Source organism: Pantoea sp. X-Soil-YNGN-775 (assembly GCF_059730575.1).
In genome coordinates this window covers 2,813,159-2,839,358 of sequence record NZ_AP035945.1, presented here as the reverse complement: position 1 = coordinate 2,839,358, position 26,200 = coordinate 2,813,159, and the positions used below count along the sequence as shown (strand labels likewise).

Sequence of the window (26,200 nt, the reverse complement as noted above, 5' to 3'; positions counted from 1 at the left end):
TGTTAAAACAATTACCTTTCATTTACCTTTCACTGCCCGGATTTAATGACAGGATGTGATATGCGTCTCTTACTGGTAGAGGATACGGTTGACCTGGCGTGTTGGTTGCAGAAGGCACTGACGCAAAAAGGCTTTGCCGTCGACTGGGTGGCGGATGGCGTCGCGGCCGATCACGCCTTGCAATGTGAAGCCTATGCGCTGGTGGTGCTGGACGTCTCGCTGCCGCGCATTGATGGCCTGGAAGTGCTGACGCGGTTACGGCGGCGGGGTCAGAGCGTGCCGGTTTTGCTGCTGACGGCGCGCAGTGCGCTGGACGACCGGGTACGCGGCCTGAATCTCGGGGCGGATGACTACCTGACCAAGCCGTTTGAGCTGGATGAACTGGAAGCGCGGCTGCGGGCGCTGCTGCGGCGCAGCCAGAGCCAGGCGGCGCAAACTCAGTCGCTGGGCCAGCTGGTGCTGGATGGCGAAGGCTATTTCCTGCTGGCAGACCGGCCGCTGGCGCTGACGCCGCGCGAGTCGAGCATCCTGACAACGCTGATGCAGCGCCACGGCCGGCCGGTGTCCCGCCAGCACCTGTATGAACAGACTTTTAGCCTGGCGGATGAGGCCAGCCCGGAGAGCATTGAGCTGTATGTCCACCGGGTGCGTAAAAAACTGGCGGGCAGCGATGTGGCTATCGTAACGCTGCGCGGACTCGGCTACAGCCTGGAAACGCTGCCGTGCGGCTGATTCATTCGCTGCGCGGCGAACTGCTGGCGTGGCTGGGTCTGCCGCTGTTACTGCTGTGGGCGCTGTCGGTTTACACCCATTATCAGAGCGGGCTGGCGGCAGCTAATCAGGCTTACGATCGCTCGCTGCTGGCCTCGGCGCGCACCGTGGCAGAACGGCTGGTGGTGCGCCAGCATCATCTGGAGGTGGACGTGCCCTGGGTGGTGCTCGACAGTTTCGAACGCAACATGAACGACCAGCTGTTTTATCAGGTCATTTCACCGCAGGGGAAAACGCTGTCGGGCTATGACGATCTGCCGCCGATTCCGCCAGCCAGCAAAATGTCGACCGCTTATCCGGCGCTGGTGCACTTTTATGACGGACGTTACCACCAGCAACGCATTCGGGTGGCGGCCCTGTGGCAACCGGTGAGCGAGGCGGGCGTCGACGGAATGGCGCTGGTGCTGGTGGCTGAAACCGTCAACTCCCGTCAGGAGTTTGCCCGTGGGCTGATGCGTACCGCCCTGATTAGCCAGAGCGGGCTGGTGCTGATGACGCTGCTGCTGGCCAGCCTGATGCTGCGCCGGGTGTTACGCCCGCTGCGGCAGCTATCGCGCATTGTATTACAGCGCGACGGCGGTGAATTAACCCCGCTGCCGTCGTTGCCGTGGTCAGAACTGCAGCCGCTGATCATCGCCTTTAACCGTTATCTGGAGCGGCTGCGCGGCCTGCTGGCGCGTCAGGATCGCTTCAGCGCTGACGCGGCACATCAGCTGCGCACGCCGCTGACCATTCTCAAAACCCAGGTGAGCGTGGCGCTCAACAGTGAACGTCCGGAACAGTGGCAGGAGAGCTTGCTCGGCATGCGTCATACGCTGGATGAAACCATCTTGCTCACCGATCGGCTGCTGCAGCTGGCGCGCATCAAGGCGCGACATGGCGAAGATAAGCCGATGATGCGGGTCGATCTGGCGGCCATTGTCCGTGAAGCCTGTTTCAGTCGTTACACGGCGGCACGCACCCGGCAAATCGATCTCGGCTATGAGGGTGAAGAGAGCAGTCAGGTGATCGGAGACGGGGTGCTGCTCGGCGAACTGTGCGCCAACCTGCTGGATAATGCGATTAAATATACCCCGCATCACGGCGTCGTCACCGCGCGGGTGGTGGCGGGCAAACTGGAGATTGAGGACAGCGGTCCCGGCATCGACGGGGCGGAACAGCGAAAAGCGTTACAGCCTTTTCAGCGGCTGGATAATGTCGGTATGCAGCCGGGGGCCGGCATTGGTCTGGCGCTGGTGCAGGATATCTGCGCCTGGCATGGTGCCACCATGCAGCTCGATCGCAGCCCGCAACTGGGCGGGCTGCGCGTGACGGTGCGGTTTATAGCCGACGCAGGTTGACCGGTTCAGGGCGGGTTAGCGGCGTACGCAGTCGCTGGGCCAGAATCACTCCGAACAGCGTCAGGCCGCCACCAATCCAGTGATAGCTGTGCAGCTGCTCATGCAGGAACATCACCGCGATCAGGGCGGTAAACACCGGGATCAGATTCATAAAGATGCTGGTGGTGCTGGCCCCGAGGCGCTGCACGCCGTGGATCCACAAAAAGGGCGCAATGATTGAGGCAAACAGCCCGGCAAACGCCACCAGCGGCAGATTGTGCCGGTTAAGTGACACCTCCGGCGCCAGCAGAAAGCCAGGCAACAGCAACAGCACGCCGAATAAAATCTGCACATACAGGCTGTGCCAGATCGGCAACGGCAGCGCCCAGCGCCGGGTCAGCACGCCATACAGCGCATAGGCGGCGGAGGCGGCCAGCATCAGCAGTTCTCCTTTGCCAAGGCCGTGACTCAGTAACTGCATCACATCGCCCTGACTCACCAGCCACACCAGACCGATAAACGAGATGATACTGCCGAGCAGAATGCCGAGCGTCGGGGTGATCCGCAGGATCACCACGCTTAGCAGCACGGTAAGCAGCGGGATCAACGCCCCGATAATCCCCATAAACAGCGCGCTGACGCTCTGCGCGGCATAATAGGCCAGGCTCTGATACAGCACCATGCCGAGCAGGCCGAGGATCAGTAACCGCCAGAGATGCGGCCGGATCGCCTGACGCGTCCGCCACACGCCGGGCAGCACAAACGGTGTCAATACCAGCAGCGCCAGCAGCCAGCGGTAGAAGGAGATCGCCGCCGGATCGATGGCGGAAGCCGACAGCTTGCTGACAATCGAGTTGATCGACCAGATCAACACCGCGCACAGCGGATAAAGGAAAAACATGGTCACGCTCCACAGCAGAAGATGAGGCGCAGTGTACGCTTGTCCGGATTTATCCAGATAGTTAATATCAGACAAAATTAATCGCTCTCCGGACATAATGACCTTACAGATTACCTACCAGCCGCCGCTGGACGCGCCACAGCTGCACTATTTTATGCGTTTCGAACAGGCCAACGCGCATACCGAATATCTGCCGCATACCCATGACTGGGGCCAGCTGATCTTTGTGAAAAGTCACGTGCTGGAGATGCGGGTCGAGGGCGAGCGGCTGCTGACCCCGGCCGATATCCCGGTGTGGATACCGCCGGGCCACCGGCACAGCAGCTATAACCACCGTCAGGCGCAGTTCCGCACCTTTAACCTCGCCGCCGCGCTGTGTTGCGGCCTGCCACAGCGCGCCTGCCTGCTGATTGTCGATCCGATTGTGCACGCCATCATGGATGAGTTTGCCGCGCAGCAGATCGAGCAGCCGGTCACCGAGGCGCAGTGGCGGCTGTGTGAGGTGCTACGCGATCGGCTCCCGCTGGCGCAGGTGCAGGAGAGCTACCTGCCGACCTCAACCGATAAATTTCTGGCTCCGGTGCTGCATGCGCTGGAAGCTAATCCGGGTGATAACACCACGCTGGCAGGCTGGGCAGCGCGGGTTTTCACCACCGAACGGACGCTGGCGCGGCGCTGTCAGCAGCAGTTGCACATGACCTTCGGCGAGTGGCGACAGCGGCTGCGTTTTCTGCGCGCTATCGTGCTGCTGGAACAGGGCGTCAGCGTGCAAAGCATCGCCCACGAACTCGGCTATAGCTCGGCATCGGCGCTGATTGTGATGTTTCAGCAGCAGGCAGGAACCACACCGGATCGTTACCGCGCGCGGTTAGGCTAACGCGTCGCTTTGTGCCAGAATAATGGCCTTCAATGCAACAGACAGGAAAGCCGTGGTGAAGATTCTGGTCGATGAAAATATGCCTTATGCCCGTGAGTTGTTCAGCCGGACCGGTGAAGTGGTGGCGGTTCCGGGTCGTCCTTTGCCGGAGGCGCAGCTGGCCGATGCCGATGGCCTGATGGTGCGATCGGTGACCCAGGTGAATGAAGCGCTGCTGGCTGGTAAACCGGTGAAGTTTGTCGGCACCGCCACTGCCGGCACCGACCACATCGACGAAAACTGGCTGCAGCAGGCGGGCATTGCCTTTTCCGCCGCGCCCGGCTGCAACGCCATCGCGGTGGTGGAGTATGTCTTCTCATCTTTACTGCTGCTGGCGGAGCGTGACGGCTTCCAGCTGCGTGACCGCACTGTCGGCATTGTCGGCGTCGGCAACGTCGGTGGACGGTTGCAGAAACGGCTGGCGGCGTGGGGGGTAAAAACCCTGCTGTGCGATCCGCCGCGCGCCGATCGCGGTGACCAGGGCGATTTTCTTTCGCTGGAGCAGCTGGTGGAGCAGGCGGATATTCTGACCTTCCATACGCCGCTGTTTAAAGCCGGCCGCTATAAAAGCTGGCACCTGGCGGATGCGGCGTTACTGATGGCGCTGAAGCCCAACACCATTCTGATTAACGCCTGTCGCGGCCCGGTAGTCGACAATGCCGCGCTGCTGGAGGTGCTGAAGATGCGCGCCGATCTCAGCGTGGTGCTTGACGTGTGGGAACCGGAGCCGGATCTGTCGCTGGCGCTGCTCGACAACGTGGACATCGGCACCGCGCACATTGCGGGCTATACCCTTGAAGGTAAAGCGCGCGGCACCACTCAGGTGTTTGAAGCCTGGTGTGACTTTATCGGTCAGCCGCAACAGGTTCCGCTCAGCAGCCTGCTGCCGGTGCCGGAATTCAGCGAAATCAGCCTGAATGGCCCGCTGGATCAGGCAACGCTGAAACGCCTGGTGCATCTGGTGTATGATGTGCGCCGCGACGATGCGCCCCTGCGAAAAGTGGCGGCTCAGCCTGGCGAATTTGATCGCCTGCGTAAGCAGTATCAGGAGCGCCGCGAATGGTCCTCGTTGCGGGTGATCTGTGATGACGCCAGCACGGCTGAGATGCTGACCCAGCTGGGTTTTGACGCAACGCTCTCTTCCCGATAGGTCGTGCCCTGGCACGGCTGCCTGCGGGCAGGGAAAAATCCGAATCCCTCGGCGGTGAGATCACCGCCTTCTGTTTTTATGTCATTGTCTGGAGTAAACCAACATGTCTGACGGCTGGAATATTGCGCTACTGGGCGCGACAGGCGCAGTAGGGAACGCTGTACTGGAATTGCTGGCGGAACGCCAGTTCCCGGTTGGTGAATTGTATTTGCTGGCCAGTGAAAACAGCGCCGGTGAGATCAAACGTTTTGAAGGCCGCTCGGTGCGGGTTGAAAATGCGGCGGAGTTTGACTGGTCGCAGGCGCAGCTGGCCTTTTTCGTCGCTGGCCGCGACGCATCTGCCCGCTTTGCCGATGATGCGGCGAACGCCGGTTGCCTGGTGATCGACAGCAGCGAGCTGTTTGCGCTGGAACCCGATGTGCCGCTGGTGGTGCCGGATGTTAATCCGCATGTGCTGGCCGATTACCGCAACCGCAATATTATCAGCGTGGCGGACAACCTGGTCAGCCAGTTGCTGACCGCGATTAAACCGCTGGTCGATGCGGCTGGATTAGGCCGGTTGCAGGTCACTAACCTGATCTCGGTCTCCAGCTACGGCAAAGTGGCGGTGGATGCGCTGGCCGGTGAAAGTGCCCGTCTGCTGAACGGCATGCCGGCAGATGATCACCACTTCGGGCGTCAGCTGGCGTTTAACCTGATGCCGCAGCAGGTGGACGCGGAAGGCAGCGTGGAGAGCGAACGTCGTCTGGTCGATCAGGTGCGTAAAGTGCTGCAGGATGAAGGCTTACCGATTGCGGTCAGCAGCGTGCAGGCTCCGGTGTTTTATGGCAATGCACAGATTGTCCACATTGAAAACCTGCGTCCGCTTTCGGCGGAAGAGGCGCGGGCTGAACTGGCGCTGGTGTCAGACATCTCGCTGAGCGAAGAAGATTCAGTGCCGACGCCGGTCACCGATGCGTCGGGTAACGGTGAACTGAGCATTGGCGGCGTGCGTAATGATTACGGCATTCCGGAGCTGCTGCAGTTCTGGTCAGTGGCCGACAATATTCGCTTTGGCGGCGCGTTGATGGCGGTGAAAACGGCTGAGAAACTGGTTCAGGAGTACCTGTAACCATGTCCGACGGTCAGACGCAAAAACTGGCGCTCGGCATCGAGTATGACGGCAGCCGCTATTATGGCTGGCAGCGTCAGCAGGAAGTGCGCAGCGTGCAGGAGAAGTTAGAGCGTGCGCTGTCAAAAGTCGCCGATCATCCGGTCAGCGTATTTTGTGCCGGACGTACCGATGCGGGCGTCCATGGTACCGGGCAGGTGGTGCATTTTGAAACCACTTCGCAGCGGGCGGATGGAGCCTGGACACTCGGCGTCAATGCCAATCTGCCGCCGGATATTGCGGTACGCTGGGTCAAAGCGGTGCCGGAGGCGTTCCACGCCCGTTTCAGCGCCACCGCCCGTCGCTATCGCTACCTGATTTACAATCAGCGGCTGCGTCCGGCGGTACTGGCGCAGGGTGTGACGCATTTTTATCATCCGCTGGATGCTGAGAAGATGCATCGTGCCGGGCAGTGTCTGCTGGGTGAGAATGACTTTACCTCGTTCCGCGCCGTGCAGTGTCAGTCGCGAACCCCGTGGCGCAACGTGATTCACCTGAATGTGACGCGTCAGGGGCCTTACGTGATTGTCGATATTAAAGCCAACGCCTTTGTGCACCACATGGTGCGCAATATCGTCGGCAGCCTGATGGAGATTGGCTGTGGCAATCAGCCGGAATCCTGGATGGCTACGCTGCTGGCGGCGAAAGATCGGACATTGGCTGCAGCCACTGCCCGGGCAGAAGGGTTATATCTGGTGGCGGTGGATTATCCATCTCACTTTGCGTTACCACAGCCGTCGATGGGACCGTTGTTCCTCGCGGATTAATTCACTTTTAGGGCTTAAAAGGGCGCGTTATGGAGTTCATCCATTTTCTGGTTGATTTTATTTTGCACATTGATGTGCATCTTGCCGAACTGGTTGCGCAGTACGGTGTCTGGATTTACGCTATTTTGTTCCTGATTTTGTTCTGCGAAACCGGTTTAGTGGTGACGCCATTCCTGCCCGGCGATTCGTTACTGTTTGTGGCGGGCGCACTGGCGGCGTTGCCTGGCAACGACCTGAATGTGCATCTGATGGTGGCGCTGTTAGTGGTAGCGGCGATCCTTGGCGATGCGGTGAACTACACCATTGGCCGGCTGTTTGGCGAGCGGTTGTTCAGTAACCCGAACTCCAGAATTTTCCGTCGCAGCTATCTGGATAAAACCCATGCGTTTTACGCCCGTCACGGCGGTAAAACCATTATCCTGGCGCGCTTTGTGCCGATTGTTCGCACCTTCGCGCCGTTTGTTGCCGGTATGGGCCACATGTCCTATCGTCACTTTGCGCTGTTCAACGTCACCGGTGCGCTGGCCTGGGTCCTGCTGTTCTCCTATGCCGGTTACCTGTTTGGCGATTTGCCGGTGGTGCAGGAAAACCTGAAGCTGCTGATTGTCGGGATTATCCTGGTGTCGGTATTGCCTGGCGTGATTGAAGTCTGGCGTCATCGCCGTCAGGCAAAGCAGCAGAAGCAGCCCTGAGTGGCCGCTTTGCTCAGGGGTAAGACCAGATTTTTATCCACAGTCTGAACGGGTTGTGGTTTAATGAGCGACATTTACCGTCTGCTGAAGCGGTTTTCAGCAGTATCAAGACGACTGGACCAGGTCAGTTTTAAACAGAAAGGTCATCAATGAGCTGGATTGAACGCATTCTTAATAAAAGCAACGTTACGCCTGCGCGCCGCGCCAGTATCCCGGAAGGGGTCTGGACCAAGTGCGACAGCTGTGGCCAGGTTCTCTACCGTGCCGAGCTGGAGCGTAATCTTGAAGTCTGTCCGAAATGTGACCATCACATGCGTATGCACGCCCGTGAGCGCCTCGGCAGCTTCCTCGATCAGGGCACCCTGGTTGAGCTGGGCAGTGAACTGGAACCCAAAGATCTGCTGAAGTTCCGCGACTCGAAAAAGTACAAAGATCGTCTGGTCGCTGCGCAAAAAGCGACTAACGAGAAAGATGCGCTGATCGTGATGAAAGGCCAGCTGCACGGCATGCCGGTTGTCGCGGCCGCCTTTGAATTCGCCTTTATGGGCGGCTCAATGGGCTCGGTGGTTGGTGCCCGCTTTGTGCGTGCGGTTGAGCAGGCGCTGGCGGATAACTGCCCGCTGATCTGCTTCTCTGCCAGTGGCGGTGCGCGTATGCAGGAAGCGCTGATGTCGCTGATGCAGATGGCGAAAACCAGCGCCGCGCTGGCTAAAATGCAGGAGCGCGGTCTGCCTTACATCTCGGTACTGACCGACCCGACCATGGGCGGCGTGTCAGCCAGCTTTGCTATGCTGGGCGACCTCAACGTGGCGGAACCGAAAGCGCTGATCGGCTTTGCCGGTCCTCGCGTTATCGAGCAGACGGTGCGTGAAAAACTGCCGCCGGGCTTCCAGCGCAGTGAGTTCCTGATTGAAAAGGGTGCGATTGATATGATCATTCGTCGCCCGGAAATGCGGTACAAACTGGCAAGCCTGCTGGCAAAAATGATGAACCTGCCAGCACCGCTGCACGACGGTGAACAGTCCGCCCCGGCGACGACTGAGCCGGAGAGCAACGAGGCCTGACAGGAGATAGAAAGGCGCGCCCGTCGCGCCTTTCACCAATGCACCGTATACCTCAGCATCAGTCTGTCGGGTATAAATAAGCAAAACGGGACATATGGACAATCTTCACCTCCCTCAAGCCACGTCGCCTTTGGCCACGTGGCTTTATTATCTTGAGCACCTGCACACTCAGGCCATCGAACTGGGGCTGGATCGCATTCGCCAGGTCGCGCAACGCCTTGACCTGCTGAAACCCGCTCCCTTCGTCTTCACCGTCGCCGGCACCAACGGCAAAGGTACCACCTGTCGTACCCTGGAAACGCTGCTGATGGCGGCTGGCTATCGGGTGGGCGTTTACAGCTCGCCGCATCTGGTGCGCTATACCGAACGGGTTCGGGTTCAGGGACAGGAGCTGAGTGAAGCGCAGCACTGCGCCAGCTTTGCCGACATTGAAGCCGGACGGGGCGATATCTCGCTGACCTATTTCGAGTTTGGCACCCTGTCAGCGCTGAAGCTGTTTCAGCAGGCGCAGCTGGACGTGGTGATCCTTGAAGTGGGCCTCGGCGGGCGGCTCGACGCCACCAATATCGTGGATGCGGATGTGGCGGTGGTGACCAGCATTGCGCTCGATCACATCGACTGGCTCGGTCCGGACCGCGAAAGCATTGGCCGCGAAAAAGCGGGTGTGTTCCGTGCCGGCAAACCGGCGGTGGTGGGTGAGCCTGATATGCCGCACAGCATTGCCGCGGTGGCCAGTGAGAAGGGCGCACAGCTGCTGCAACGCGACCGTGACTGGGGTTACCGGGAGCAGCCGGAAAGCTGGTCGCTGCGTGACGCGCAAGGTGAGCTGAACGATCTGCCGCTGCCGCAGGTGCCGCTGCCGAATGCCGCGACGGCGCTGGTCGCACTGCGCGCCTCCGGGCTGCAGGTCAGTGAGGCGCAGATCCGCGCTACACTGCCGTTAGCCATGCTGCCGGGCCGCTTTCAGACCATCAGCGAATCGCCGCGGGTGATTCTCGACGTGGCGCATAATCCGCATGCGGCGCACTATCTGGCGTCACGGCTGGCCGCGCTGCCCAAAACTGGCCGGGTACACGCGGTAGTGGGTATGCTGCACGACAAAGATATTGCCGGTACGCTGGCGGCGCTGTCACCGGCGGTGGACGCCTGGTACTGCGCACCGCTCGACGGCCCGCGTGGCGCGACGGCGCAGCAGCTGCTGCAATGGCTGCCGCAGGGCGAGGCATTCAGCACGGTAGAGCAGGCCTGGCAGCAGGCGCGCCAGCAGGCGCAGCCGCAGGACATTGTGCTGGTGTGTGGATCGTTCCACACCGTGGCACAGGTCATGGAATCGATTGAAACGGAGAAAGGACGTGGCTAGTAAGTTTCAGAACCGTTTAGTCGGCACCGTCATTCTGGTGGCCGTCGGCGTGATTGTATTGCCGGGGCTGCTGGATGGACAGAAGAAGCACTATAAAGAAGAGTTTGCCGCCATTCCGCTGGTGCCGAAACCGGACGATCAGCAGGACAGCGAAATGGTGCCGCCGGTGACCCAGTCGCTGCCGGCCCAGCCGCCGGAAGGCGCAGGTAATGCGGTCAGCAGCAGCAGCGGAAAAACCACCGCAGCGGCTGAACAGGGACGCGCAAAACCCACCGAAGAGAGCGAGCCGGCCGTTGTGACGCCACCGCCGGTGCATCAGTCAACGCCGGTGCAGGTGAAACCAAAACCGGTCGAGCAGCCAAAACCGAAGCCGGTTGAACAGCCGAAGCCTAAACCGGTCGAACAGCCGAAGCCAAAACCGGTTGAGCAGCCGAAAACCGTGGAGCAGCCGAAGCAGACCGAGACGCCGAAGGCGACCGAACCGAGCGCGCCTGCCGGTCAGGCTTATGTGGTTCAGCTGGGTGCACTGAAAAACGCCAGCAAGGTGAATGAAATTGTCGCGCAGCTGCGGCTGTCGGGCTATCGCGCCTTTACCGTGCCATCAACGCCGGTACAGGGGCAGATCACCCGCATTTACGTGGGACCGGACGCCTCAAAAGCCAAAATGCAGAGTGCGGTAGGCGAGCTGAAAAGTATCTCCGGGCTGGGTGGCGTCGTGAAGCCGTACAGCGCCCGTTAAACCCGCCAATTGGCGCTGCCGATAGCAGTAACAGGCAGCGCCTTTTGGGCCATAGCACGGCAGGTTAAAGCGGCTAAACGGATAAAAATATGAAGATTTTCAACGGACTGACCGTCGGAAAATCCACCGGGCGACGAAGGTTTTTTTCATCGCCTTTTTTATGGATGCAGAACAGGAAAACCGCTACGCAAACGTTTTCTTTTTCTGTTAGAATGCGCCCCGAACTGGATGCAGGGGTGCAATGGCACTGGCGCTGGAAGAGTTCATGATCTGGATTGATTACGTCATTATTGCGGTAGTTGGTTTTTCGGCTCTGGTCAGCCTGATCCGTGGGTTTGTCCGGGAAGCCTTATCTCTTGTTACCTGGGGATGCGCGTTTTTTGTCGCCAGTCATTACTACGCCTACCTTGCAGTCTGGTTTACAGGTTTTGACGACGAACTGGTTCGTAACGGTATCGCCATTGGGGTGTTGTTTGTCGCCACTCTGATTGTCGGTGCGATTGTGAATTACGTGATCGGCTCGCTGGTGGAAAAAACCGGCCTGTCGGGAACCGACCGGGTGTTGGGCGTCTGTTTCGGGGCGTTGCGTGGTGTGCTGATAGTGGCCGCTTTGCTGTTCTTCCTCGATACTTTCACCGGCTTTTCGAAAAGTCCGGACTGGCAACAGTCTCAACTCATTCCCGAGTTCAGTTATATAATCAGGTGGTTTTTCGATTACCTGAAAAGCACGTCGAGTTTTTTACCCCGGTGATGTGACCGGGAGTGCGGCTTAATGAGGAAATGACAACATGTGCGGTATTGTCGGTATCACCGGTTTCATGCCGGTAAACCAGTCGATCTATGACGCGTTAACGGTGCTCCAGCACCGCGGGCAGGATGCCGCAGGCATTTGTACTATCGATGCGCTGAAGTGCTTTCGTCTGCGAAAGGCAAATGGCCTGGTCAGCGACGTTTTCGAAGCACGCCACATGCAGCGTTTGCAGGGCAACATGGGGATTGGTCACGCGCGTTATCCGACCGCGGGCAGCTCAAGTGCCTCTGAAGCGCAGCCTTTCTACGTAAACTCGCCGTACGGTATCACGCTGGCGCACAACGGAAATCTCACCAACGCCCACGAACTGCGCAAGCACCTGTTCGAAAAGGGCCGCCGTCATGTGAATACCACCTCAGATTCTGAAATCCTGCTCAACATTTTCGCGCAGGAGCTGGATCGCTTCCAGAACGATCCGCTGGAAGCCGACAATATTTTTGCCGCGGTCGCTGCGGTGCACCAGCAGGTGCGCGGTGCCTATGCAGTGGTGGCGATGATTATCGGTCATGGCATGGTGGCGTTCCGCGATCCGAACGGTATCCGTCCGCTGGTGCTGGGCAAGCGCGTAATCGCCGATGGCCGTACCGAATATATGGTGGCCTCGGAGAGCGTGGCGCTGGATACGTTAGGTTTTGAATTCATCCGTGACGTTGCGCCGGGTGAAGCGGTTTATGTCACTGAGCAGGGCCAGCTTTCTACCCGCCAGTGCGCCGAAAACCCGAAAAGCAATCCTTGCCTGTTCGAGTACGTCTACTTTGCACGCCCTGACTCGTTCCTCGACAAAATTTCTGTCTACAGCGCCCGCGTGCGCATGGGCACCAAGCTGGGTGAGAAAATTGCCCGCGAGTGGGAAGATCTCGATATCGATGTGGTGATCCCGATTCCGGAAACCTCAACCGATATCGCGCTGGAAATTGCCCGCATTCTCGATAAGCCGTATCGGCAGGGCTTCGTGAAAAACCGTTACGTTGGCCGCACCTTTATCATGCCGGGCCAGCAGTTACGCCGCAGCGCGGTTCGCCGTAAGCTGAACGCTAACCGCGCCGAGTTCCGCGATAAAAACGTGTTGCTGGTGGATGACTCCATCGTCCGCGGCACCACCTCAGAGCAGATCATTGAGATGGCGCGTGAAGCCGGTGCGAAGCGGGTTTATCTGGCGTCAGCGGCTCCGGAGATTCGTTTCCCGAACGTGTATGGCATTGATATGCCCAGCGCCACCGAACTGATTGCCCACGGTCGCGAAGTCGAAGAGATTCGCCAGCTGATCAAAGCGGATGCGCTGATTTTCCAGGACCTGGATGATCTGATCGAAGCGGTTCGCGAAGAGAACCCGGACATTACTCAGTTTGAATGCTCGGTGTTTAACGGGATTTATGTCACCAAAGATGTTGACCAGCGTTACCTGGAATATCTCCAGTCGCTGCGTAATGACGACGCAAAAGCGATTGCGCGTCAGAATGAGGTGGAAAACCTCGAGCTGCATAACGAAGGCTAAGCGCCAGCGTTAGCGCAGATAAAGCAGGGCGGGAGCAATCCCGCCCTGTTTGTTTTCAGAAATCACCAGGCCGCGTTATGATGGTGCATTCGGGTAGAGCAAGGTTGAAATATGAAACGACTCATCATTGGCATCTCAGGCGCCAGCGGGGTGATTTATGGCGTGCGCATGCTGCAGGTTTTGCAGCAGGTCGATGAGGTGGAAACGCATCTGGTGATGAGCCAGGCGGCGCGCCAGACTTTAGGGCTGGAGAGCGATTATTCACTGCGCGAGGTGCAGGCGCTGGCCGATGTGGTGCACGACGTGCGCGATATTGCGGCAAGCATTTCGTCAGGATCGTTCAAAACTCTCGGGATGGCGATTTTGCCGTGCTCAATGAAAACCCTGTCCGGCATCGTGCACAGTTACAGCGATTCACTGCTGACCCGCGCGGCTGACGTGGTGTTAAAAGAGCAGCGTAAGCTGGTGCTGTGCGTGCGTGAAACGCCGTTGCACGTCGGCCACCTGCGGATGATGACCACCGCCGCCGAGCTGGGGGCGATCATAATGCCGCCGGTCCCGGCGTTCTATCATCGCCCTGAGAATATCCAGCAACTGGTTGATCAAACGGTCAATCGGGTTATCGATCAGTTTGATATCGAACTGCCACAAGATTTGTTCGCGCGCTGGCAGGGTGCATAAAGTTCCGCTGGCGCACTTATTTAGTGCATAAGCGCGCCTCGGATCACTCTTCGTGCATTTGATGCACCAAAAGTTAACATCATCGCTTTTTCTCTTTTACTTCACTGTTATATTCCCCTCACAAACTCAGCGTTTTCGGCTGTCTGACGACACGCTAAGTGCGCGGATAACTTGCAGAACTGGCATGAAACATGCAAATTAATTTGCGCAAACACATCACGTACCACATAACAAAAAGCATTTCACTTGAGGGTAATCTATGAAAAAGCGTGTTCTGGCTCTTTCCCTGTTGCTGGGTTTATCCAGTGCTGCCAGCGTATTTGCGGCGGTACCAGGTTCAATCCGCATCGGTACAGATCCAACCTACCCACCGTTTGAGTCAAAAAACGCGCAAGGGCAGTTAGTGGGCTTTGATATCGACCTCGCTAACGAAATCTGCAAACGCATTCATACCCAGTGTACTTACGTTGAGAGCGACTTTGATGCGCTGATCCCGTCGCTGAAAGCGAAGAAAATTGACGCCATCATCTCTTCACTCTCGATCACAGCAAAACGTCAGGAAGAAATCGCCTTCTCGGAAAAACTCTACGCCGCCAACGCGCGCTTAGTGGCACCGAAAGGGTCTAAAATCGAGCCGACCATTGAGTCGCTGAAAGGCAAAAACATCGGTCTGTTGCAGGGCACTACCCAGGAAACTTACGCCAACCAGAACTGGCGGCCAAAAGGCGTCACCGTAACGCCGTACGCTAACCAGGATCTGGTTTATCAGGATCTGAATGCCGGACGTATTGATGCGGCGTTCCAGGACGAGGTGCAGGCGAGCGAAGGGTTCCTGAAGCAGCCGGTCGGTAAAAACTACGCCTTCGCCGGTCCGGCAGTGAAAGATGACAAAATCTTCGGCGTCGGTACCGGTATGGGGCTGCGTAAAGATGACAGCGAGCTGAAAGCGGCCATCGACAAAGCCTTTGCTGAAATGCGTAAAGATGGCACCTACGACAAGATTGCGAAGAAGTACTTCGACTTTAATGTGTACGGCGACTAACCATCCTGTCGCTCTGCCTATGGTATGACGGACCTTAGCAGGCCGGATCGGATGCGGGGGAGAGGGTCGCTGGCTAACAGCGATCGCCTCACTGGCAATTCACCGTCTGCTGCTGTCCGGAATGGCTGAGCAGAGCAAAACTGCCCGTCGATTGCTGACGGGCAGCGTTCCGTTTCCACCCCACGACAGGACCCTCTCGATGCTGTATGGCTATTCTGATGTAATTCTCCGGGGCACGCTGGTGACGCTGGAGCTGGCGCTGACCTCGGTGGTTCTGGCAGTGCTGCTCGGGCTGATTGGCGCGGGTGCCAAACTGTCACGTAACCGGCTGCTGGCGATGATCTTTGAAGGCTACACCACCCTGATTCGCGGTGTGCCGGACCTCGTTCTTATGCTGCTGATCTTCTACGGTCTGCAGATCGTGCTTAACCAGATTACCGACGCGCTGGGGATGGCCCAGTTTGATATCGACCCGATGGTCGCGGGTATCATTACGCTCGGTTTTATCTATGGCGCCTACTTTACGGAAACCTTCCGTGGTGCCTTTATGGCGGTGCCCAAAGGGCAGATCGAAGCGGCCACCGCCTTTGGTTTCACCGGCTCACAGGTGTTCCGCCGCATTCTGTTTCCGGCGATGATGCGCTATGCGCTGCCGGGTATCGGCAACAACTGGCAGGTGATCCTCAAAGCCACCGCGCTGGTGTCACTGCTGGGGCTGGAAGATGTGGTGAAAGCCACGCAGCTGGCCGGTAAAAGTACCTGGCAACCGTTCTACTTTGCGATTGTGGCGGGGGTGATCTATCTGGTGTTTACCACGCTATCGAATGGCGTGCTGTGGTGGCTTAACCGGCGCTACACGGTTGGCGTAAAGAGGGCGAGCTATGATTGATATTATTCAGGAATACTGGAAATCGCTGCTCTGGACCGACGGTTATCGCTTTACCGGCGTCGCCATTACGCTGTGGCTGCTGATTCTGTCGGTGGTGATCGGCGGATCGCTGGCGGTTCTGCTGGCGATTGCGCGGGTGTCACCGAACCGGTTTATCAGTTTTCCGGTCTGGCTGTTTACCTATGTGTTTCGCGGTACACCGCTCTATGTCCAGCTGCTGGTGTTCTACTCCGGTATGTACACACTGGAAATTGTTAAAGGCACCGAACTGCTGAATGCCTTTTTCCGCAGCGGGCTGAACTGTACTTTACTGGCGTTTACCCTCAACACCTGTGCCTACACCACCGAAATCTTTGCCGGTGCTATCCGCTCGGTACCGCACGGTGAAATTGAGGCGGCGCGGGCCTATGGCTTCTCCACCTTCAAACTTTATCGCTGCATTATCCTGCCATCGGCGCTGCGCACCGCGTTACCGGCTTACAGCAACGAAGTGATTTTGATGCTGCACTCCACCGCGCTGGCGTTTACCGCGACGGTGCCGGATTTGCTGAAAATCGCGCGGGATATCAACTCGGCGACCTATCAGCCGTTTACTGCATTCGGCCTGGCTGCGGTGCTGTATCTGATCATTTCTTACGTGTTAATCAGCCTGTTCCGCCTGGCAGAGCGCCGCTGGCTGGCCCACATCAAACCCTCTTCATCGCATTGAGTAGAACTATGGCTGACAATAAATTAAGCGTCACCGAATTACATAAACGTTACGGTGAACACGAAGTGCTGAAAGGGGTCTCGTTAACCGCAAATGCGGGCGATGTGATCACCATTATCGGATCGTCCGGTTCGGGGAAAAGTACCTTTTTACGCTGCATCAACTTCCTCGAAAAACCGAGCGAAGGCACCATTGTGGTTAACAATCAGCAGATCAACTTAGTTCGCGACAAAGATGGTCAGCTGAAAGTAGCCAATAAAGAACAACTGCGTGCGCTGCGCACCAGCCTGACCATGGTATTCCAGCACTTCAATCTGTGGAGCCATATGACGGTACTGGAAAACGTGATGGAAGCGCCGATCCAGGTGCTGGGACTGAGCAAAGCCGAGGCGCGTGAACGGGCGATCAAATACCTTGATAAGGTCGGGATTGATGCGCGGGCACAGGCCAAATATCCGGTGCATCTTTCCGGCGGTCAGCAGCAGCGCGTGTCGATTGCGCGCGCGCTGGCGATGGAGCCGGAAGTGCTGCTGTTTGATGAACCGACCTCAGCGCTCGATCCGGAGCTGGTCGGTGAAGTGCTGCGCATTATGCAAAAACTGGCGGAAGAGGGGAAAACCATGGTAGTGGTGACGCACGAGATGGAATTTGCCCGTCACGTCTCCAGCCACGTCATTTTCCTGCATCAGGGCAAAATTGAAGAGCAGGGATCGCCGGTCGAACTGTTCGGTAGCCCGAAGAGCACCCGCCTGCAGCAGTTCCTGAAAGGCTCGCTGAAGTAATTCCACGTCCGCGTCGTGCTGGCGCGGGCCGTAGCAATGCGGATGGTGCCGCTCAGCTGCCGATGCCGTTGTGGATCGACTCCGCAGGCGTGCTGGATCAGCACGGTCGATTATCCGTTCGCTGGCCGGTCCATCCCGTTGCGATGTGCCGGCTCAGTCTGAAAAGCGCGCTGCCGCTGAATAGTATATTGCTGCCGGACGGCATCAGACACCATTTATCGCTGGTCCGAATTCCGGCGGTGTTCGGGGTAGCCCGTTGCCGCGTTGGTGGCGGCTTGCGGCCTTAATCCCCCGACCAGAGACGGCAAGCAACGCTCGCACCGGCAAACGCAGCGGTAGCAGCAGATCAACGCGGCCCGGCTCGAAACCCGACTGATCCGCCGCCCGCATTAATGCTTAATCACATCCTGTAATGCCTGCTGCAGATCATACCAGCGGAAGGTAAATCCTGAGGCTTCCAGCCGTTTGGGCAACACATGCTGTCCACCCAGCACCAGCACCGACGATTCACCCATCATCAGCTTAATTGCGCTGGCAGGCGTACGCATAAAGGCCGGGCGGTGCATCACCCGGCCCAGGGTCGCGGCAAACTGCTCATTGCGAACCGCATAGGGCGCGACCATGTTGAACGGACCGCGCAGATCGTCATGATCCAGCAGCCAGAGTATGGCGTTGAGCATGTCATCGAGATGGATCCACGGCATATATTGCTTACCGCTGCCGATCGGGCCGCCAATACCCAGTTTGAACGGCAGCTTCATTTTGCTGAGCGCGCCGCCTTCTGCTGCCAGCACCACGCCGGTACGCAGCAGACAGACGCGGGTACGATCGCTTTCGGCACTGAGCGCCAGCTGCTCCCAGCGGGCGCACAGCTGGTGGGTGAATTCGTCGTGTCCGGGATCTTCTTCGGTCAGCACCAGATCGCCGGCATCGCCGTAAAAACCGGTCGCGGAGCCGGAGATCAGCACCGAGGGCGGGGTGGTGCTGGCATTAATCAGCGAGGCGATCTGTTCCGTGATCTGCCAGCGGCTTTCGCATAACTGCTGCTTATGCGGTTCAGTCCAGCGTTTGTCGGCAATCGGTTCACCCGCCAGGTTGATCACCGCATCAACATTGTTGAGGTCGTGCTGCTGCGCCAGACCTGACCAGAGCGCCACGTCGTCGCCCAGCTTTTCACGCGCACTGACCACATCACGCGTCACCACGCTGATCTGATGACCGCGTTGCTGCAGGCGCGGAATCAGATGGCGACCAATCAATCCTGTTCCACCGGTAATAAGAATGTGCATGTTGCGGCTCCCTTGACGTTTTTGTTATTTGTTCCCTTCAGCATAGAAGAGTGAGGCCAGTGTGAGGTGAGTCGCGTCGCGCTTTCTTGCAATCGGTCGAAACATCGGACCAGCTCAGCGTTGCCTTCAGAAATAAAAATCGGTAAACATGATGCAATCCTGACAGCCAATTGAGGTAACCGATGAATTATCCGCCCATCACCCTGTGGTCAGATTCATCATTTTTCAGTCCTTACGCCATGTCGGCTTATGTTGCTCTCACCGAAAAAGGCATCCCTTTTACCCTGAAACGGGTCGATTTATCGCAAAACCAGCAGTTCGCTGCGACCTATCGTGAGCTGTCGTTAACCTGCCGGGTGCCTACGCTGCAAATCGATGATTTTCTGCTGAGCGAATCTTCGGCCATCAGCGAATATCTGGAAGAGCGGTTTCCGGCTCCCGAGTTTGAGCGCCTCTATCCACGCGACCGTGAGAAGCGTGCCAGGGCAAGGGAGATTCAGGCCTGGCTACGCAGCGACTTTCTGTGGATCCGTCAGGAACGGCCGACCGAAGTGCTGTTCGCCGGCGAACGATTTTCACCGCTGACCGCCTCGGCGCAGCAGGCGGTAGATAAGCTGATTACGGCGGTTGAACGGCTGTTACCTGAAGGCCAGCAGAATCTGTTTGGTGAATGGTCAATCGCCGATACCGATCTGTCGGTGATGCTCAACCGGCTGGTACTGCACGGCGATCCGTTACCCGCGCGCTTACAGCAGTATGCTGAGTTTCAGTGGCAGCGTGCCTCAGTACAACTGTGGTTAGCTGAAAGCGGTAAAAATCGATAACTTTCGAGGCTTGCTCAAGCTAACGGAAGTGATTACCTTACGCCACACTATGATAATAACGTGGTAAACAGCGCGTGCATCCAGGCACGCCAAACAGGAAAGGGTTTCGGATGGTGGATCACATTGCGGGTGAGGGTGTCGAGTGGGTCGATATCGTCAACGAAGAGAACGAAGTGGTTGCTCAGGCGACACGTGCACAGATGCGTGCTGAATGCCTGCGTCACCGTGCCACCTATATCGTGGTGCATGACGGTATGGGTAAAATTCTGGTACAGCGTCGCACTGAGACCAAAGATTTTATGCCGGGCAAGCTGGACGCAACGGCGGGCGGCGTGGTGCAGAGCGGCGAAGATATGCTGGAATCGGCACGACGTGAAGCGGAAGAGGAACTGGGGATTGCCGACGTTCCGTTTGCCGAGCACGGCAAATTCTACTTCGAAGATGAGCATTGCCGCGTCTGGGGTGGACTGTTCAGCTGCGTGTCACACGGTCCTTTCGCGATGCAGGAAACCGAAGTGGATGAGATTATCTGGATGACACCTGATGAGATCACCGCGCGTTGCGATGAGTTTACCGACGATTCGCTGAAGGCATTGTCGCTGTGGATGAGCCGTAACGGCGAGAACCGCGCCTGATATCAACCGGTAATGTAGCGCAGACAAAAAAAAGGGCATGCGCAGTGGCATGCCCGATGTAACACAGTGAGGTTTAGCCTTCAGCCTGCTGTGACTGGATAGCGGTTAGGGCGATGGTGTAGACGATATCATCCACCAGCGCGCCGCGTGACAGGTCGTTGACCGGTTTACGCATGCCCTGCAGCATCGGACCGATGGAGATCAGATCGGCCGAACGCTGTACCGCTTTATAGGTGGTGTTACCGGTGTTGAGATCCGGGAAGATAAACACCGTGGCGCGGCCGGCCACCTGTGAGTTTGGCGCTTTTGATTTCGCCACATCTTCCATAATCGCTGCGTCATACTGCAGCGGACCATCAATCACCAGATCCGGACGCTTCTCCTGCGCAATACGGGTCGCTTCACGCACTTTTTCGACGTCGCTGCCAGCACCTGAGGTGCCGGTAGAGTAGGAGATCATCGCCACGCGCGGGTCGATACCAAACGCCTTAGCCGAATCGGCGGATTGAATAGCGATTTCAGCCAGCTGCTCAGCGCTTGGGTCCGGGTTAATCGCGCAGTCACCGTAAACCAGCACCTGCTCAGGCAGCAGCATAAAGAACACTGACGAAACCAGTGAACTGTTCGGTGCGGTTTTGATCAGCTGCAACGGCGGACGGATGGTGTTGGCGGTAGTGTGCACGGCACCGGAAACCAGACCGTCGACTTCGCCGCGCTCCAGCATCATGGTACCCAGCACCACGTTATCTTCCAGTTGCTCCTGCGCCACTACTTCGGTCATGCCCTTGCTCTTACGCAGCTCAACCAGACGCGGCACGTAGTTTTCACGCACCACAGCCGGATCGACAATCTCGACGCCTTTGCCCAGTTCGACGCCCTGCGCAGCAGCGACGCGCTGAATTTCATCCGGGTTACCTAACAGCACGCAGGTGGCGATGCCGCGTTCGGCACAGATCGCCGCGGCTTTCACGGTACGCGGCTCATCACCCTCTGGCAGCACCACACGTTTGCCGGCTTTGCGCGCCAGCTCGGTCAGCTGATAACGGAAGGCTGGAGGTGACAGGCGACGGCTGCGTTCAGAGGTGGCGGTCAGTGACTCAATCCAGTCAGCGTTGATATAGCTGGCGACGTACTCCTGCACTTTTTCGATGCGCTGGGTGTCATCAGCCGGAACTTCAAGGTTAAAGCTCTGCAGGCTGAGTGAGGTCTGCCAGGTATTGGTTTTCACCATAAACACCGGCAGGCCGGTCTGGAACGCACGCTCACACAGTCTGGCGATACGATCGTCAATTTCATAGTTACCGGTCAGCAGAATGGCGCCAATCTCAATGCCGTTCATGGCAGCCAGACAGGCGGCAACCAGCACATCCGGACGGTCAGCGGAGGTCACCAGCAGCGATCCTGGACGGAAATGCTCCAGCATATGCGGAATACTGCGGGCGCAGAAGGTGACAGATTTCACCCGGCGAGTCTGAATCTCACCTTCGTTGATGATGCGCGCATTAAGGTGGCGGCACATATCGATGGCGCGAGTGGCAATCAGATCAAAGCTCCACGGCACGCAGCCTAATACCGGCAGCGGGCTGTCGGAAAACAGCTGTTTCGGATCGATGTTCGCGATGCTGGCTTTTGACGAGTCATCAAAAATTTCTGACAGGTCAGGGCGGGTACGTCCCTGTTCATCCACTGGCGCGTTAAGTTTGTTGATGATCACGCCTGTGATGTTTTTGTTTTTCTGTCCGCCGAAGCTGCTTTGCGTCAGCTCAATGCGTTCTTTCAGCTGTGCCGGAGAGTCATTGCCCAGCGCCATCACGAAGACGATTTCCGCGTTCAGCGTTTTGGCGATTTCGTAGTTCAGCGCGTTGGCGAACTGATGCTTACGGGTCGGCACCAGGCCTTCAACCAGCACCACTTCGGCGTCCTGGGTGTTGGCATGGTAACGGGAGATGATCTCTTCCATCAGCACGTCCTGCTGGTTAGAACCCAGCAGAGATTCAACCCGTGCCATCTGCAGCGGTTCAGCAGCAGGAATCGACGAGTTTTTACGAATAATGGTGGTGGTCTGATCCGGTGTATCACCGCCAGAACGCGGCTGAGCAATCGGCTTGAAGACGCTGAGACGCACGCCTTTACGTTCCATGGCGCGAATAACGCCGAGGCTGACGCTGGTCAGGCCGACGCTGGTGCCGGTCGGAATGAGCATAATTGTACGTGACACGATTGAACCTCTCAGAAATTGCAGGGTGTCAAAAACAACTCCGTCAGCCTGAGCTGACGGAGAGAAGCGATTACGCAGTCAGACGCGCGGCGTCCTGGGCGATAACCAACTCTTCGTTGGTTGGGATAACCAGCGCCGGGCGGGTGCCCTCTTTATTGATGTAGCCGGACTGACCAAAGCGGGCCGCCAGGTTACGATCGTGATCCACCTCGAAACCGAGCAGCGCCAGTTTTTTCAGCGTCAGTTCGCGCACCATCGCGGCGTTTTCACCGATACCGCCGGTGAAGATAACGGCGTCAAGGCGACCTTCCATCAGCGCGGTATAGCTGCCGATGTATTTGGCCAGGCGGTGGCAGAACACATCCATCGCGCGCTTCGCATCCTCTTTGGTGGTGTAGTTTTCTTCAACATAACGGCAGTCGCTGGTGACTTCGGTCAGCCCTAACAGGCCAGACTCTTTGGTCAGCAGCTTGTTGATCGCATCAACGCTCATGCCGAGGGTGTCGTGCAGGAAGAAGATGATCGCCGGGTCGATATCGCCACTGCGGGTGCCCATCACCAGGCCTTCCAGCGGCGTCAGACCCATTGAGGTATCAACGCATTCGCCATTGCGGATCGCTGAAACCGAACCGCCGTTGCCGAGATGGCAGGTGATGATGTTGAGTGAAGCCAGCGGCTTGTTGAGCATTTTGGCCGCTTCATGCGTCACGTAATAGTGGCTGGTGCCGTGTGCGCCATAGCGACGAACGCCGTGCTCTTTATACAGTTTGTACGGCAGCGCATAAAGGTAGGACTCTTCCGGCATTGTCTGATGGAAAGCGGTGTCAAATACCGCGACATTCTTATCTGACAGGTGCGGGAAGTTTTTCATCGCCTCATCGATACCAATAAGGTGCGCTGGATTATGCAGTGGCGCAAAGGAAGAGGCGTCTTTAATGCCCTGGATCACCTCTTCAGTGATCACCACTGACTGGGTCAGTTTCTCGCCGCCGTGAACGATGCGATGGCCGATTGCAGCAATTTGTGCCGAAAGCTCTGGTTTTTGTGCCAGAATGGTTTTAACAATGAAATTCAGTGCTTCGCTATGCGCTGCGCCGGCACCGAGGGGCGCTTCCTGTTTTTGACCGTCCAGCTTCCATTTGATACGCGCTTCAGGAAGATGAAAGCATTCCGCCAGGCCAGACAAAAATTCGTCGCCGCTGGCAGGATTGAGGATGGCAAACTTGAGGGAAGAGCTGCCACAGTTCAGGACCAGAACTAACTTACTCGACATGGAAGTACCTATTTTTAGAGAGTGGCTAAAAAAAACGCAATCAGACTATCAGCGTAGCCCATGAAAGCTGGTAGATTAATGATAAACATCATGCGGTAGTCAGAATTCTGCTTTTCCGCAAAAAAATTTGGTAATTTTACGCAAAAATTTGAAATTTCTTTGTCGCAACCTGACCCGTCCTCTTCCCAAAGGCGCTGGTCGCTGCCAGAAAGGTGTTGAAACGGCGTCAGAATAGCTGGAGTCACCTTTAAAGACAAAAAAAATTGAAGGATGTCACGTAAAGTTGTGTAGTTATAACTATTTTTTAATCTTTGCAGTATTAGTTGAGGTGAGCCATGGCGAATGAATCGGGCAGTACCAGTTGGTTCCGGATGTTTCAGCGCGGACAGCACTACATGAAGACCTGGCCGGCTGACAAGCGCCTGGCACCGGTGTTCCCTGAAAACCGTGTTTCATCAGCGACGCGCTTTGCCATTCGCTTTATGCCACCTTTAGCGATTTTCACGCTAACCTGGCAGATTGCCATGGGCGGTCAGCTTGGCCCGGCAGTCGCGACAGCGCTGTTTGCCTGTAGCCTGCCGATGCAGGGCTTGTGGTGGCTGGGAAAACGATCGATTACGCCGCTTCCGCCTACCTTGCTCAACTGGTTCCACGAGGTCCGCGCCAGACTGGAAGAGGCCGGTCAGGCAATTGCTCCGGTTGAGGGCAAACCGACCTACCAGGCGCTGGCTGACGTGCTGAAACGCGCCTTTAAACAGCTGGACCGCACCTTCCTCGACGACCTCTGAGTGATGCCGGTTTCTGACTAAAATACCGGTTAACCTGCAGCCAGATCAAAGAAAGGCGATACGGATATTTCCGTATCGCTAACGCTGTGTGATCATTTCCTCATTAACTGTTACCTGAGCGGCTCTGGCCGGGAGTGAATGATGGAAATGACCCATGCACAGCGTTTGATCCTTACCAACCAGTACAAAATCATGGCGATGCTTGAGCCGGAAAATGCCGAGCGCTTCCGCCGTTACCAAACCATTATCGAACGCGGCTATGCGCTGCAGATGCGTGAGCTGGACAAAGAGTTCGGCGAACTCAGTGAAGAGACCTGCCGGACCATCATCGACATTATGGAAATGCACCATGCGCTGCACGTTTCCTGGTCGAACCTCAAAGATAGCGGCACGCTCGAGGAGCGGCGTCTGGCGTTTCTCGGGTTTGATGCCGCGACCGAAGCGCGTTATCTGGGCTACGTACGCTTTATGGTGAATAGCGAAGGGCGCTATACCCATTTTGATTCCGGCACCCATGGCTTTAATGCCCAGACGCCGATGTGGGAAAAGTATCAACGTATGCTGGCTTTGTGGCAGACTTGTCCGCGACAGTACCATTTGAGCGCTAATGAAATTGCGCAAGTAATTAATGCCTGATGAGGAGTGACGCGTGACCTACAGTGGTTTTCTATTTGATTTAGACGGCACCTTAGTAGATTCTCTGCCCGCAGTTGAACGTGCCTGGAGCCAGTGGGGCGCCCGCCACGGCATTGCAGCGGAAGAGATCCTGGCGTTTATTCATGGTAAACAGGCGATCACGTCACTGCGTCACTTTATGGCCGGTCAGCCGGAAGCGGCAATTCAGGCAGAGTTTGTTGCGCTGGAACAGTCTGAGGCCGCCGATACGGATGGCGTTCAGGCGTTGCCTGGCGCGCGCGCGTTACTGAACACGCTGAATGAACTGCAGATCCCATGGGCGATTGTCACCTCAGGTTCGGTGCCGGTGGCGCATGCGCGGCATAAAGCGGCAGGCTTACCGCAGCCGGCGGTGTTTATCACTGCGGAACAGGTGGCAAAGGGCAAACCGGAGCCGGATCCTTATCTGCTGGGGGCCGAAAAGCTTGGGTTAGCGGCAACCGCATGTGTGGTGGTTGAGGATGCGCCCGCCGGGATTCTATCCGGTCTGAATGCCGGCTGTGCGGTGATAGCGGTCAATGCGCCGGCTGAAACGCCGCGACTGAATGACGTCACGCTGCAGCTGTCGTCGCTTGAGTCGTTAACCCTCACCCGACAGAGCAATGGCCAGTTCAGCATCGGGCGCAAGGCGTAAGAACATGACTGCGCCGTCTGAATCAGAGCGGCGTATCCTGCGAAATCTCATCCAGTGACAGGCTGAAGCTGGGAATGAATACCTCAACGAAGTAATCCATTTCCGGTGAGCGACGTTGCGCCAGCGTGGTTTCCAGCCTCGCCTTCGCCAGCAAAAATTCGTTATTGCCGGCGGAGAGCTCTTCCAGACACTTCACATACGCGCAGAGCGCATCGGCCTGCTTGACCACGGCCTGTTCTTCTTCACTGTGCTGATGCTCATCAATCAACGGGCGATAGATCGCCTGAAACTCCTCAGGCAGCATCTCAATCAGCTTTTGCTGAGCAATTTTTTCAATCTTTTTATATTCATGGGCAATCTGCGCGTTGTAATACTTCACCGGCGTCGGCAGATCGCCGGTCAGCACTTCACTGGCATCATGATAGAGCGCCAGCATGGCGATGCGATCGGCGTTAAGCGTGCCATTGAATTTAAGATTCTTGATCACCGCCAGGGCGTGCGCCACCATTGCTACCTGCAGGCTGTGCTCAGAGACGTTTTCGGTGCGCACATTGCGCATCAGCGGCCAGCGATTGATCAGCTTAAGGCGAGAGAGGTGGGCAAAAAAGTGGCTTTGAGTCATGAGC

General features: G+C 57.2%; 29 protein-coding genes. 23 read left to right on the top strand and 6 right to left on the bottom strand.

Going from position 1 to position 26,200, the window contains the following annotated elements; all coding sequences use genetic code 11:
- Positions 1 to 60: 60 nt before the first annotated feature.
- Both tctD and AC6I8I_RS13230 read left to right on the top strand, forming a co-directional pair.
- Positions 61 to 732: a transcriptional regulator TctD gene (gene tctD, locus AC6I8I_RS13235; RefSeq protein ID WP_312055888.1), complete on the top strand. Its 672-nt coding sequence runs from the start codon at positions 61 to 63 to the stop codon at positions 730 to 732.
- Positions 723 to 2,111 (top strand): sensor histidine kinase, encoded by a 1,389-nt coding sequence (locus tag AC6I8I_RS13230; protein WP_312055889.1) that lies wholly within the window; start codon positions 723 to 725, stop codon positions 2,109 to 2,111. The genes tctD and AC6I8I_RS13230 overlap by 10 nt, the downstream gene beginning before the upstream one ends.
- On the opposite strand, the gene AC6I8I_RS13225 is transcribed toward AC6I8I_RS13230, so the two are convergent.
- Positions 2,092 to 2,991: a DMT family transporter gene (locus tag AC6I8I_RS13225; protein ID WP_312055916.1), complete on the bottom strand. Its 900-nt coding sequence runs from the start codon at positions 2,989 to 2,991 to the stop codon at positions 2,092 to 2,094. The genes AC6I8I_RS13230 and AC6I8I_RS13225 overlap by 20 nt on opposite strands.
- 97 nt (positions 2,992 to 3,088) lie before the next feature.
- Here AC6I8I_RS13225 and AC6I8I_RS13220 point away from each other — a divergent pair, with 97 nt between their 5' ends.
- The 16 genes from AC6I8I_RS13220 to hisP all read left to right on the top strand — a co-directional run bounded on the left by AC6I8I_RS13220 (position 3,089) and on the right by hisP (position 17,238).
- Positions 3,089 to 3,868, top strand: a complete 780-nt coding sequence (locus tag AC6I8I_RS13220) for an AraC family transcriptional regulator (protein ID WP_312055890.1) — start codon at positions 3,089 to 3,091, stop codon at positions 3,866 to 3,868.
- 55 nt (positions 3,869 to 3,923) lie between these two features.
- Positions 3,924 to 5,057: a 4-phosphoerythronate dehydrogenase PdxB gene (pdxB, locus tag AC6I8I_RS13215; protein WP_312055917.1), complete on the top strand. Its 1,134-nt coding sequence runs from the start codon at positions 3,924 to 3,926 to the stop codon at positions 5,055 to 5,057.
- Between the two features lie 103 nt (positions 5,058 to 5,160).
- The gene (locus AC6I8I_RS13210; RefSeq protein ID WP_312055891.1) at positions 5,161 to 6,168 is read left to right on the top strand and encodes an aspartate-semialdehyde dehydrogenase; all 1,008 of its coding nucleotides are present in this window, start codon (positions 5,161 to 5,163) and stop codon (positions 6,166 to 6,168) included.
- Between the two features lie 2 nt (positions 6,169 to 6,170).
- Positions 6,171 to 6,974: a tRNA pseudouridine(38-40) synthase TruA gene (gene truA / locus AC6I8I_RS13205; RefSeq protein WP_031377192.1), complete on the top strand. Its 804-nt coding sequence runs from the start codon at positions 6,171 to 6,173 to the stop codon at positions 6,972 to 6,974.
- 29 nt (positions 6,975 to 7,003) lie between these two features.
- Complete coding sequence (locus AC6I8I_RS13200; protein WP_031377193.1) at positions 7,004 to 7,666, top strand: DedA family protein; 663 nt, start codon at positions 7,004 to 7,006, stop codon at positions 7,664 to 7,666.
- Positions 7,667 to 7,815: 149 nt separating this feature from the next.
- Positions 7,816 to 8,730, top strand: coding sequence for an acetyl-CoA carboxylase, carboxyltransferase subunit beta (accD, locus tag AC6I8I_RS13195; protein ID WP_312055892.1), 915 nt, complete (start codon positions 7,816 to 7,818; stop codon positions 8,728 to 8,730).
- Positions 8,731 to 8,824: 94 nt separating this feature from the next.
- Positions 8,825 to 10,090 (top strand): bifunctional tetrahydrofolate synthase/dihydrofolate synthase, encoded by a 1,266-nt coding sequence (gene folC / locus AC6I8I_RS13190; RefSeq protein WP_312055893.1) that lies wholly within the window; start codon positions 8,825 to 8,827, stop codon positions 10,088 to 10,090.
- The gene (gene dedD, locus AC6I8I_RS13185; protein ID WP_312055894.1) at positions 10,083 to 10,829 is read left to right on the top strand and encodes a cell division protein DedD; all 747 of its coding nucleotides are present in this window, start codon (positions 10,083 to 10,085) and stop codon (positions 10,827 to 10,829) included. Before folC ends, dedD begins: the two co-directional genes overlap by 8 nt.
- An 89-nt stretch (positions 10,830 to 10,918) precedes the next feature.
- A complete protein-coding gene (locus AC6I8I_RS13180; protein ID WP_497827938.1) occupies positions 10,919 to 11,098 on the top strand; it encodes a hypothetical protein in 180 nt (59 codons plus the stop codon).
- A complete protein-coding gene (gene cvpA / locus AC6I8I_RS13175; RefSeq protein WP_031376251.1) occupies positions 11,095 to 11,580 on the top strand; it encodes a colicin V production protein in 486 nt (161 codons plus the stop codon). Before AC6I8I_RS13180 ends, cvpA begins: the two co-directional genes overlap by 4 nt.
- A 37-nt stretch (positions 11,581 to 11,617) precedes the next feature.
- Positions 11,618 to 13,135: an amidophosphoribosyltransferase gene (gene purF, locus AC6I8I_RS13170; protein ID WP_312055895.1), complete on the top strand. Its 1,518-nt coding sequence runs from the start codon at positions 11,618 to 11,620 to the stop codon at positions 13,133 to 13,135.
- 111 nt (positions 13,136 to 13,246) lie between these two features.
- Entirely contained in the window at positions 13,247 to 13,816 is a 570-nt protein-coding gene (locus tag AC6I8I_RS13165; protein WP_312055896.1) for a UbiX family flavin prenyltransferase, read from the top strand.
- 259 nt (positions 13,817 to 14,075) lie between these two features.
- Positions 14,076 to 14,858, top strand: a complete 783-nt coding sequence (gene argT / locus AC6I8I_RS13160; protein ID WP_312055897.1) for a lysine/arginine/ornithine ABC transporter substrate-binding protein ArgT — start codon at positions 14,076 to 14,078, stop codon at positions 14,856 to 14,858.
- A gap of 199 nt (positions 14,859 to 15,057) precedes the next feature.
- The gene (locus AC6I8I_RS13155) at positions 15,058 to 15,747 is read left to right on the top strand and encodes a histidine ABC transporter permease HisQ (protein WP_031376248.1); all 690 of its coding nucleotides are present in this window, start codon (positions 15,058 to 15,060) and stop codon (positions 15,745 to 15,747) included.
- Positions 15,740 to 16,456 carry an ABC transporter permease gene (locus tag AC6I8I_RS13150; RefSeq protein ID WP_312055898.1) on the top strand — a complete coding sequence of 239 codons (717 nt, stop codon included), beginning with the start codon at positions 15,740 to 15,742 and terminating at the stop codon, positions 16,454 to 16,456. The genes AC6I8I_RS13155 and AC6I8I_RS13150 overlap by 8 nt, the downstream gene beginning before the upstream one ends.
- A gap of 8 nt (positions 16,457 to 16,464) precedes the next feature.
- Positions 16,465 to 17,238 (top strand): histidine ABC transporter ATP-binding protein HisP, encoded by a 774-nt coding sequence (hisP, locus tag AC6I8I_RS13145; RefSeq protein WP_031376246.1) that lies wholly within the window; start codon positions 16,465 to 16,467, stop codon positions 17,236 to 17,238.
- A gap of 389 nt (positions 17,239 to 17,627) precedes the next feature.
- Here the strand turns inward: hisP and AC6I8I_RS13140 are convergent, their stop codons facing one another.
- Positions 17,628 to 18,527 carry a TIGR01777 family oxidoreductase gene (locus tag AC6I8I_RS13140; RefSeq protein WP_312055899.1) on the bottom strand — a complete coding sequence of 300 codons (900 nt, stop codon included), beginning with the start codon at positions 18,525 to 18,527 and terminating at the stop codon, positions 17,628 to 17,630.
- A 182-nt stretch (positions 18,528 to 18,709) separates the two neighbouring features.
- On the opposite strand from AC6I8I_RS13140, the gene yfcF reads away from it, so the two are divergent.
- Both yfcF and yfcD read left to right on the top strand, forming a co-directional pair.
- Positions 18,710 to 19,351 carry a glutathione transferase gene (gene yfcF / locus AC6I8I_RS13135; RefSeq protein ID WP_497827937.1) on the top strand — a complete coding sequence of 214 codons (642 nt, stop codon included), beginning with the start codon at positions 18,710 to 18,712 and terminating at the stop codon, positions 19,349 to 19,351.
- Between the two features lie 110 nt (positions 19,352 to 19,461).
- A complete protein-coding gene (yfcD, locus tag AC6I8I_RS13130) occupies positions 19,462 to 19,986 on the top strand; it encodes an NUDIX hydrolase YfcD (RefSeq protein ID WP_031376244.1) in 525 nt (174 codons plus the stop codon).
- 73 nt (positions 19,987 to 20,059) lie between these two features.
- Here yfcD and pta read toward each other — a convergent pair whose 3' ends face one another.
- The 3 genes from pta to AC6I8I_RS13115 form a co-directional block, all read right to left on the bottom strand.
- The gene (pta, locus tag AC6I8I_RS13125; RefSeq protein WP_497820359.1) at positions 20,060 to 22,204 is read right to left on the bottom strand and encodes a phosphate acetyltransferase; all 2,145 of its coding nucleotides are present in this window, start codon (positions 22,202 to 22,204) and stop codon (positions 20,060 to 20,062) included.
- A gap of 70 nt (positions 22,205 to 22,274) precedes the next feature.
- Complete coding sequence (gene ackA, locus AC6I8I_RS13120; protein ID WP_312055901.1) at positions 22,275 to 23,477, bottom strand: acetate kinase; 1,203 nt, start codon at positions 23,475 to 23,477, stop codon at positions 22,275 to 22,277.
- Between the two features lie 14 nt (positions 23,478 to 23,491).
- Positions 23,492 to 23,869: a hypothetical protein gene (locus AC6I8I_RS13115; RefSeq protein ID WP_312055919.1), complete on the bottom strand. Its 378-nt coding sequence runs from the start codon at positions 23,867 to 23,869 to the stop codon at positions 23,492 to 23,494.
- Here AC6I8I_RS13115 and yfbV point away from each other — a divergent pair.
- From yfbV to AC6I8I_RS13100, 3 genes are all read left to right on the top strand, one after another.
- Complete coding sequence (gene yfbV / locus AC6I8I_RS13110) at positions 23,813 to 24,265, top strand: terminus macrodomain insulation protein YfbV (protein ID WP_312055902.1); 453 nt, start codon at positions 23,813 to 23,815, stop codon at positions 24,263 to 24,265. The genes AC6I8I_RS13115 and yfbV overlap by 57 nt on opposite strands.
- 141 nt (positions 24,266 to 24,406) lie before the next feature.
- Positions 24,407 to 24,901 carry a YfbU family protein gene (locus tag AC6I8I_RS13105; protein ID WP_031376240.1) on the top strand — a complete coding sequence of 165 codons (495 nt, stop codon included), beginning with the start codon at positions 24,407 to 24,409 and terminating at the stop codon, positions 24,899 to 24,901.
- 13 nt (positions 24,902 to 24,914) lie between these two features.
- The gene (locus AC6I8I_RS13100) at positions 24,915 to 25,574 is read left to right on the top strand and encodes a sugar phosphatase (protein WP_312055903.1); all 660 of its coding nucleotides are present in this window, start codon (positions 24,915 to 24,917) and stop codon (positions 25,572 to 25,574) included.
- Positions 25,575 to 25,596: 22 nt separating this feature from the next.
- Here AC6I8I_RS13100 and yfbR read toward each other — a convergent pair whose 3' ends face one another.
- Complete coding sequence (yfbR, locus tag AC6I8I_RS13095) at positions 25,597 to 26,196, bottom strand: 5'-deoxynucleotidase (RefSeq protein ID WP_312055904.1); 600 nt, start codon at positions 26,194 to 26,196, stop codon at positions 25,597 to 25,599.
- Positions 26,197 to 26,200 lie beyond the last annotated feature (4 nt).

Coding starts and splice junctions, on each gene's coding strand:
- tctD (WP_312055888.1), top strand. CDS start 61: ATGCGTCTCTTACTGGTAGAGGATACGGTTGACCTGGCGTGTTGGTTG.
- AC6I8I_RS13225 (WP_312055916.1), bottom strand. CDS start 2,991: ATGTTTTTCCTTTATCCGCTGTGCGCGGTGTTGATCTGGTCGATCAAC.
- AC6I8I_RS13220 (WP_312055890.1), top strand. CDS start 3,089: ATGACCTTACAGATTACCTACCAGCCGCCGCTGGACGCGCCACAGCTG.
- AC6I8I_RS13210 (WP_312055891.1), top strand. CDS start 5,161: ATGTCTGACGGCTGGAATATTGCGCTACTGGGCGCGACAGGCGCAGTA.
- truA (WP_031377192.1), top strand. CDS start 6,171: ATGTCCGACGGTCAGACGCAAAAACTGGCGCTCGGCATCGAGTATGAC.
- AC6I8I_RS13200 (WP_031377193.1), top strand. CDS start 7,004: ATGGAGTTCATCCATTTTCTGGTTGATTTTATTTTGCACATTGATGTG.
- accD (WP_312055892.1), top strand. CDS start 7,816: ATGAGCTGGATTGAACGCATTCTTAATAAAAGCAACGTTACGCCTGCG.
- folC (WP_312055893.1), top strand. CDS start 8,825: ATGGACAATCTTCACCTCCCTCAAGCCACGTCGCCTTTGGCCACGTGG.
- AC6I8I_RS13180 (WP_497827938.1), top strand. CDS start 10,919: ATGAAGATTTTCAACGGACTGACCGTCGGAAAATCCACCGGGCGACGA.
- cvpA (WP_031376251.1), top strand. CDS start 11,095: ATGATCTGGATTGATTACGTCATTATTGCGGTAGTTGGTTTTTCGGCT.
- purF (WP_312055895.1), top strand. CDS start 11,618: ATGTGCGGTATTGTCGGTATCACCGGTTTCATGCCGGTAAACCAGTCG.
- AC6I8I_RS13165 (WP_312055896.1), top strand. CDS start 13,247: ATGAAACGACTCATCATTGGCATCTCAGGCGCCAGCGGGGTGATTTAT.
- argT (WP_312055897.1), top strand. CDS start 14,076: ATGAAAAAGCGTGTTCTGGCTCTTTCCCTGTTGCTGGGTTTATCCAGT.
- AC6I8I_RS13155 (WP_031376248.1), top strand. CDS start 15,058: ATGCTGTATGGCTATTCTGATGTAATTCTCCGGGGCACGCTGGTGACG.
- AC6I8I_RS13150 (WP_312055898.1), top strand. CDS start 15,740: ATGATTGATATTATTCAGGAATACTGGAAATCGCTGCTCTGGACCGAC.
- hisP (WP_031376246.1), top strand. CDS start 16,465: ATGGCTGACAATAAATTAAGCGTCACCGAATTACATAAACGTTACGGT.
- AC6I8I_RS13140 (WP_312055899.1), bottom strand. CDS start 18,527: ATGCACATTCTTATTACCGGTGGAACAGGATTGATTGGTCGCCATCTG.
- yfcF (WP_497827937.1), top strand. CDS start 18,710: ATGAATTATCCGCCCATCACCCTGTGGTCAGATTCATCATTTTTCAGT.
- yfcD (WP_031376244.1), top strand. CDS start 19,462: ATGGTGGATCACATTGCGGGTGAGGGTGTCGAGTGGGTCGATATCGTC.
- ackA (WP_312055901.1), bottom strand. CDS start 23,477: ATGTCGAGTAAGTTAGTTCTGGTCCTGAACTGTGGCAGCTCTTCCCTC.
- yfbV (WP_312055902.1), top strand. CDS start 23,813: ATGGCGAATGAATCGGGCAGTACCAGTTGGTTCCGGATGTTTCAGCGC.
- AC6I8I_RS13105 (WP_031376240.1), top strand. CDS start 24,407: ATGGAAATGACCCATGCACAGCGTTTGATCCTTACCAACCAGTACAAA.
- yfbR (WP_312055904.1), bottom strand. CDS start 26,196: ATGACTCAAAGCCACTTTTTTGCCCACCTCTCTCGCCTTAAGCTGATC.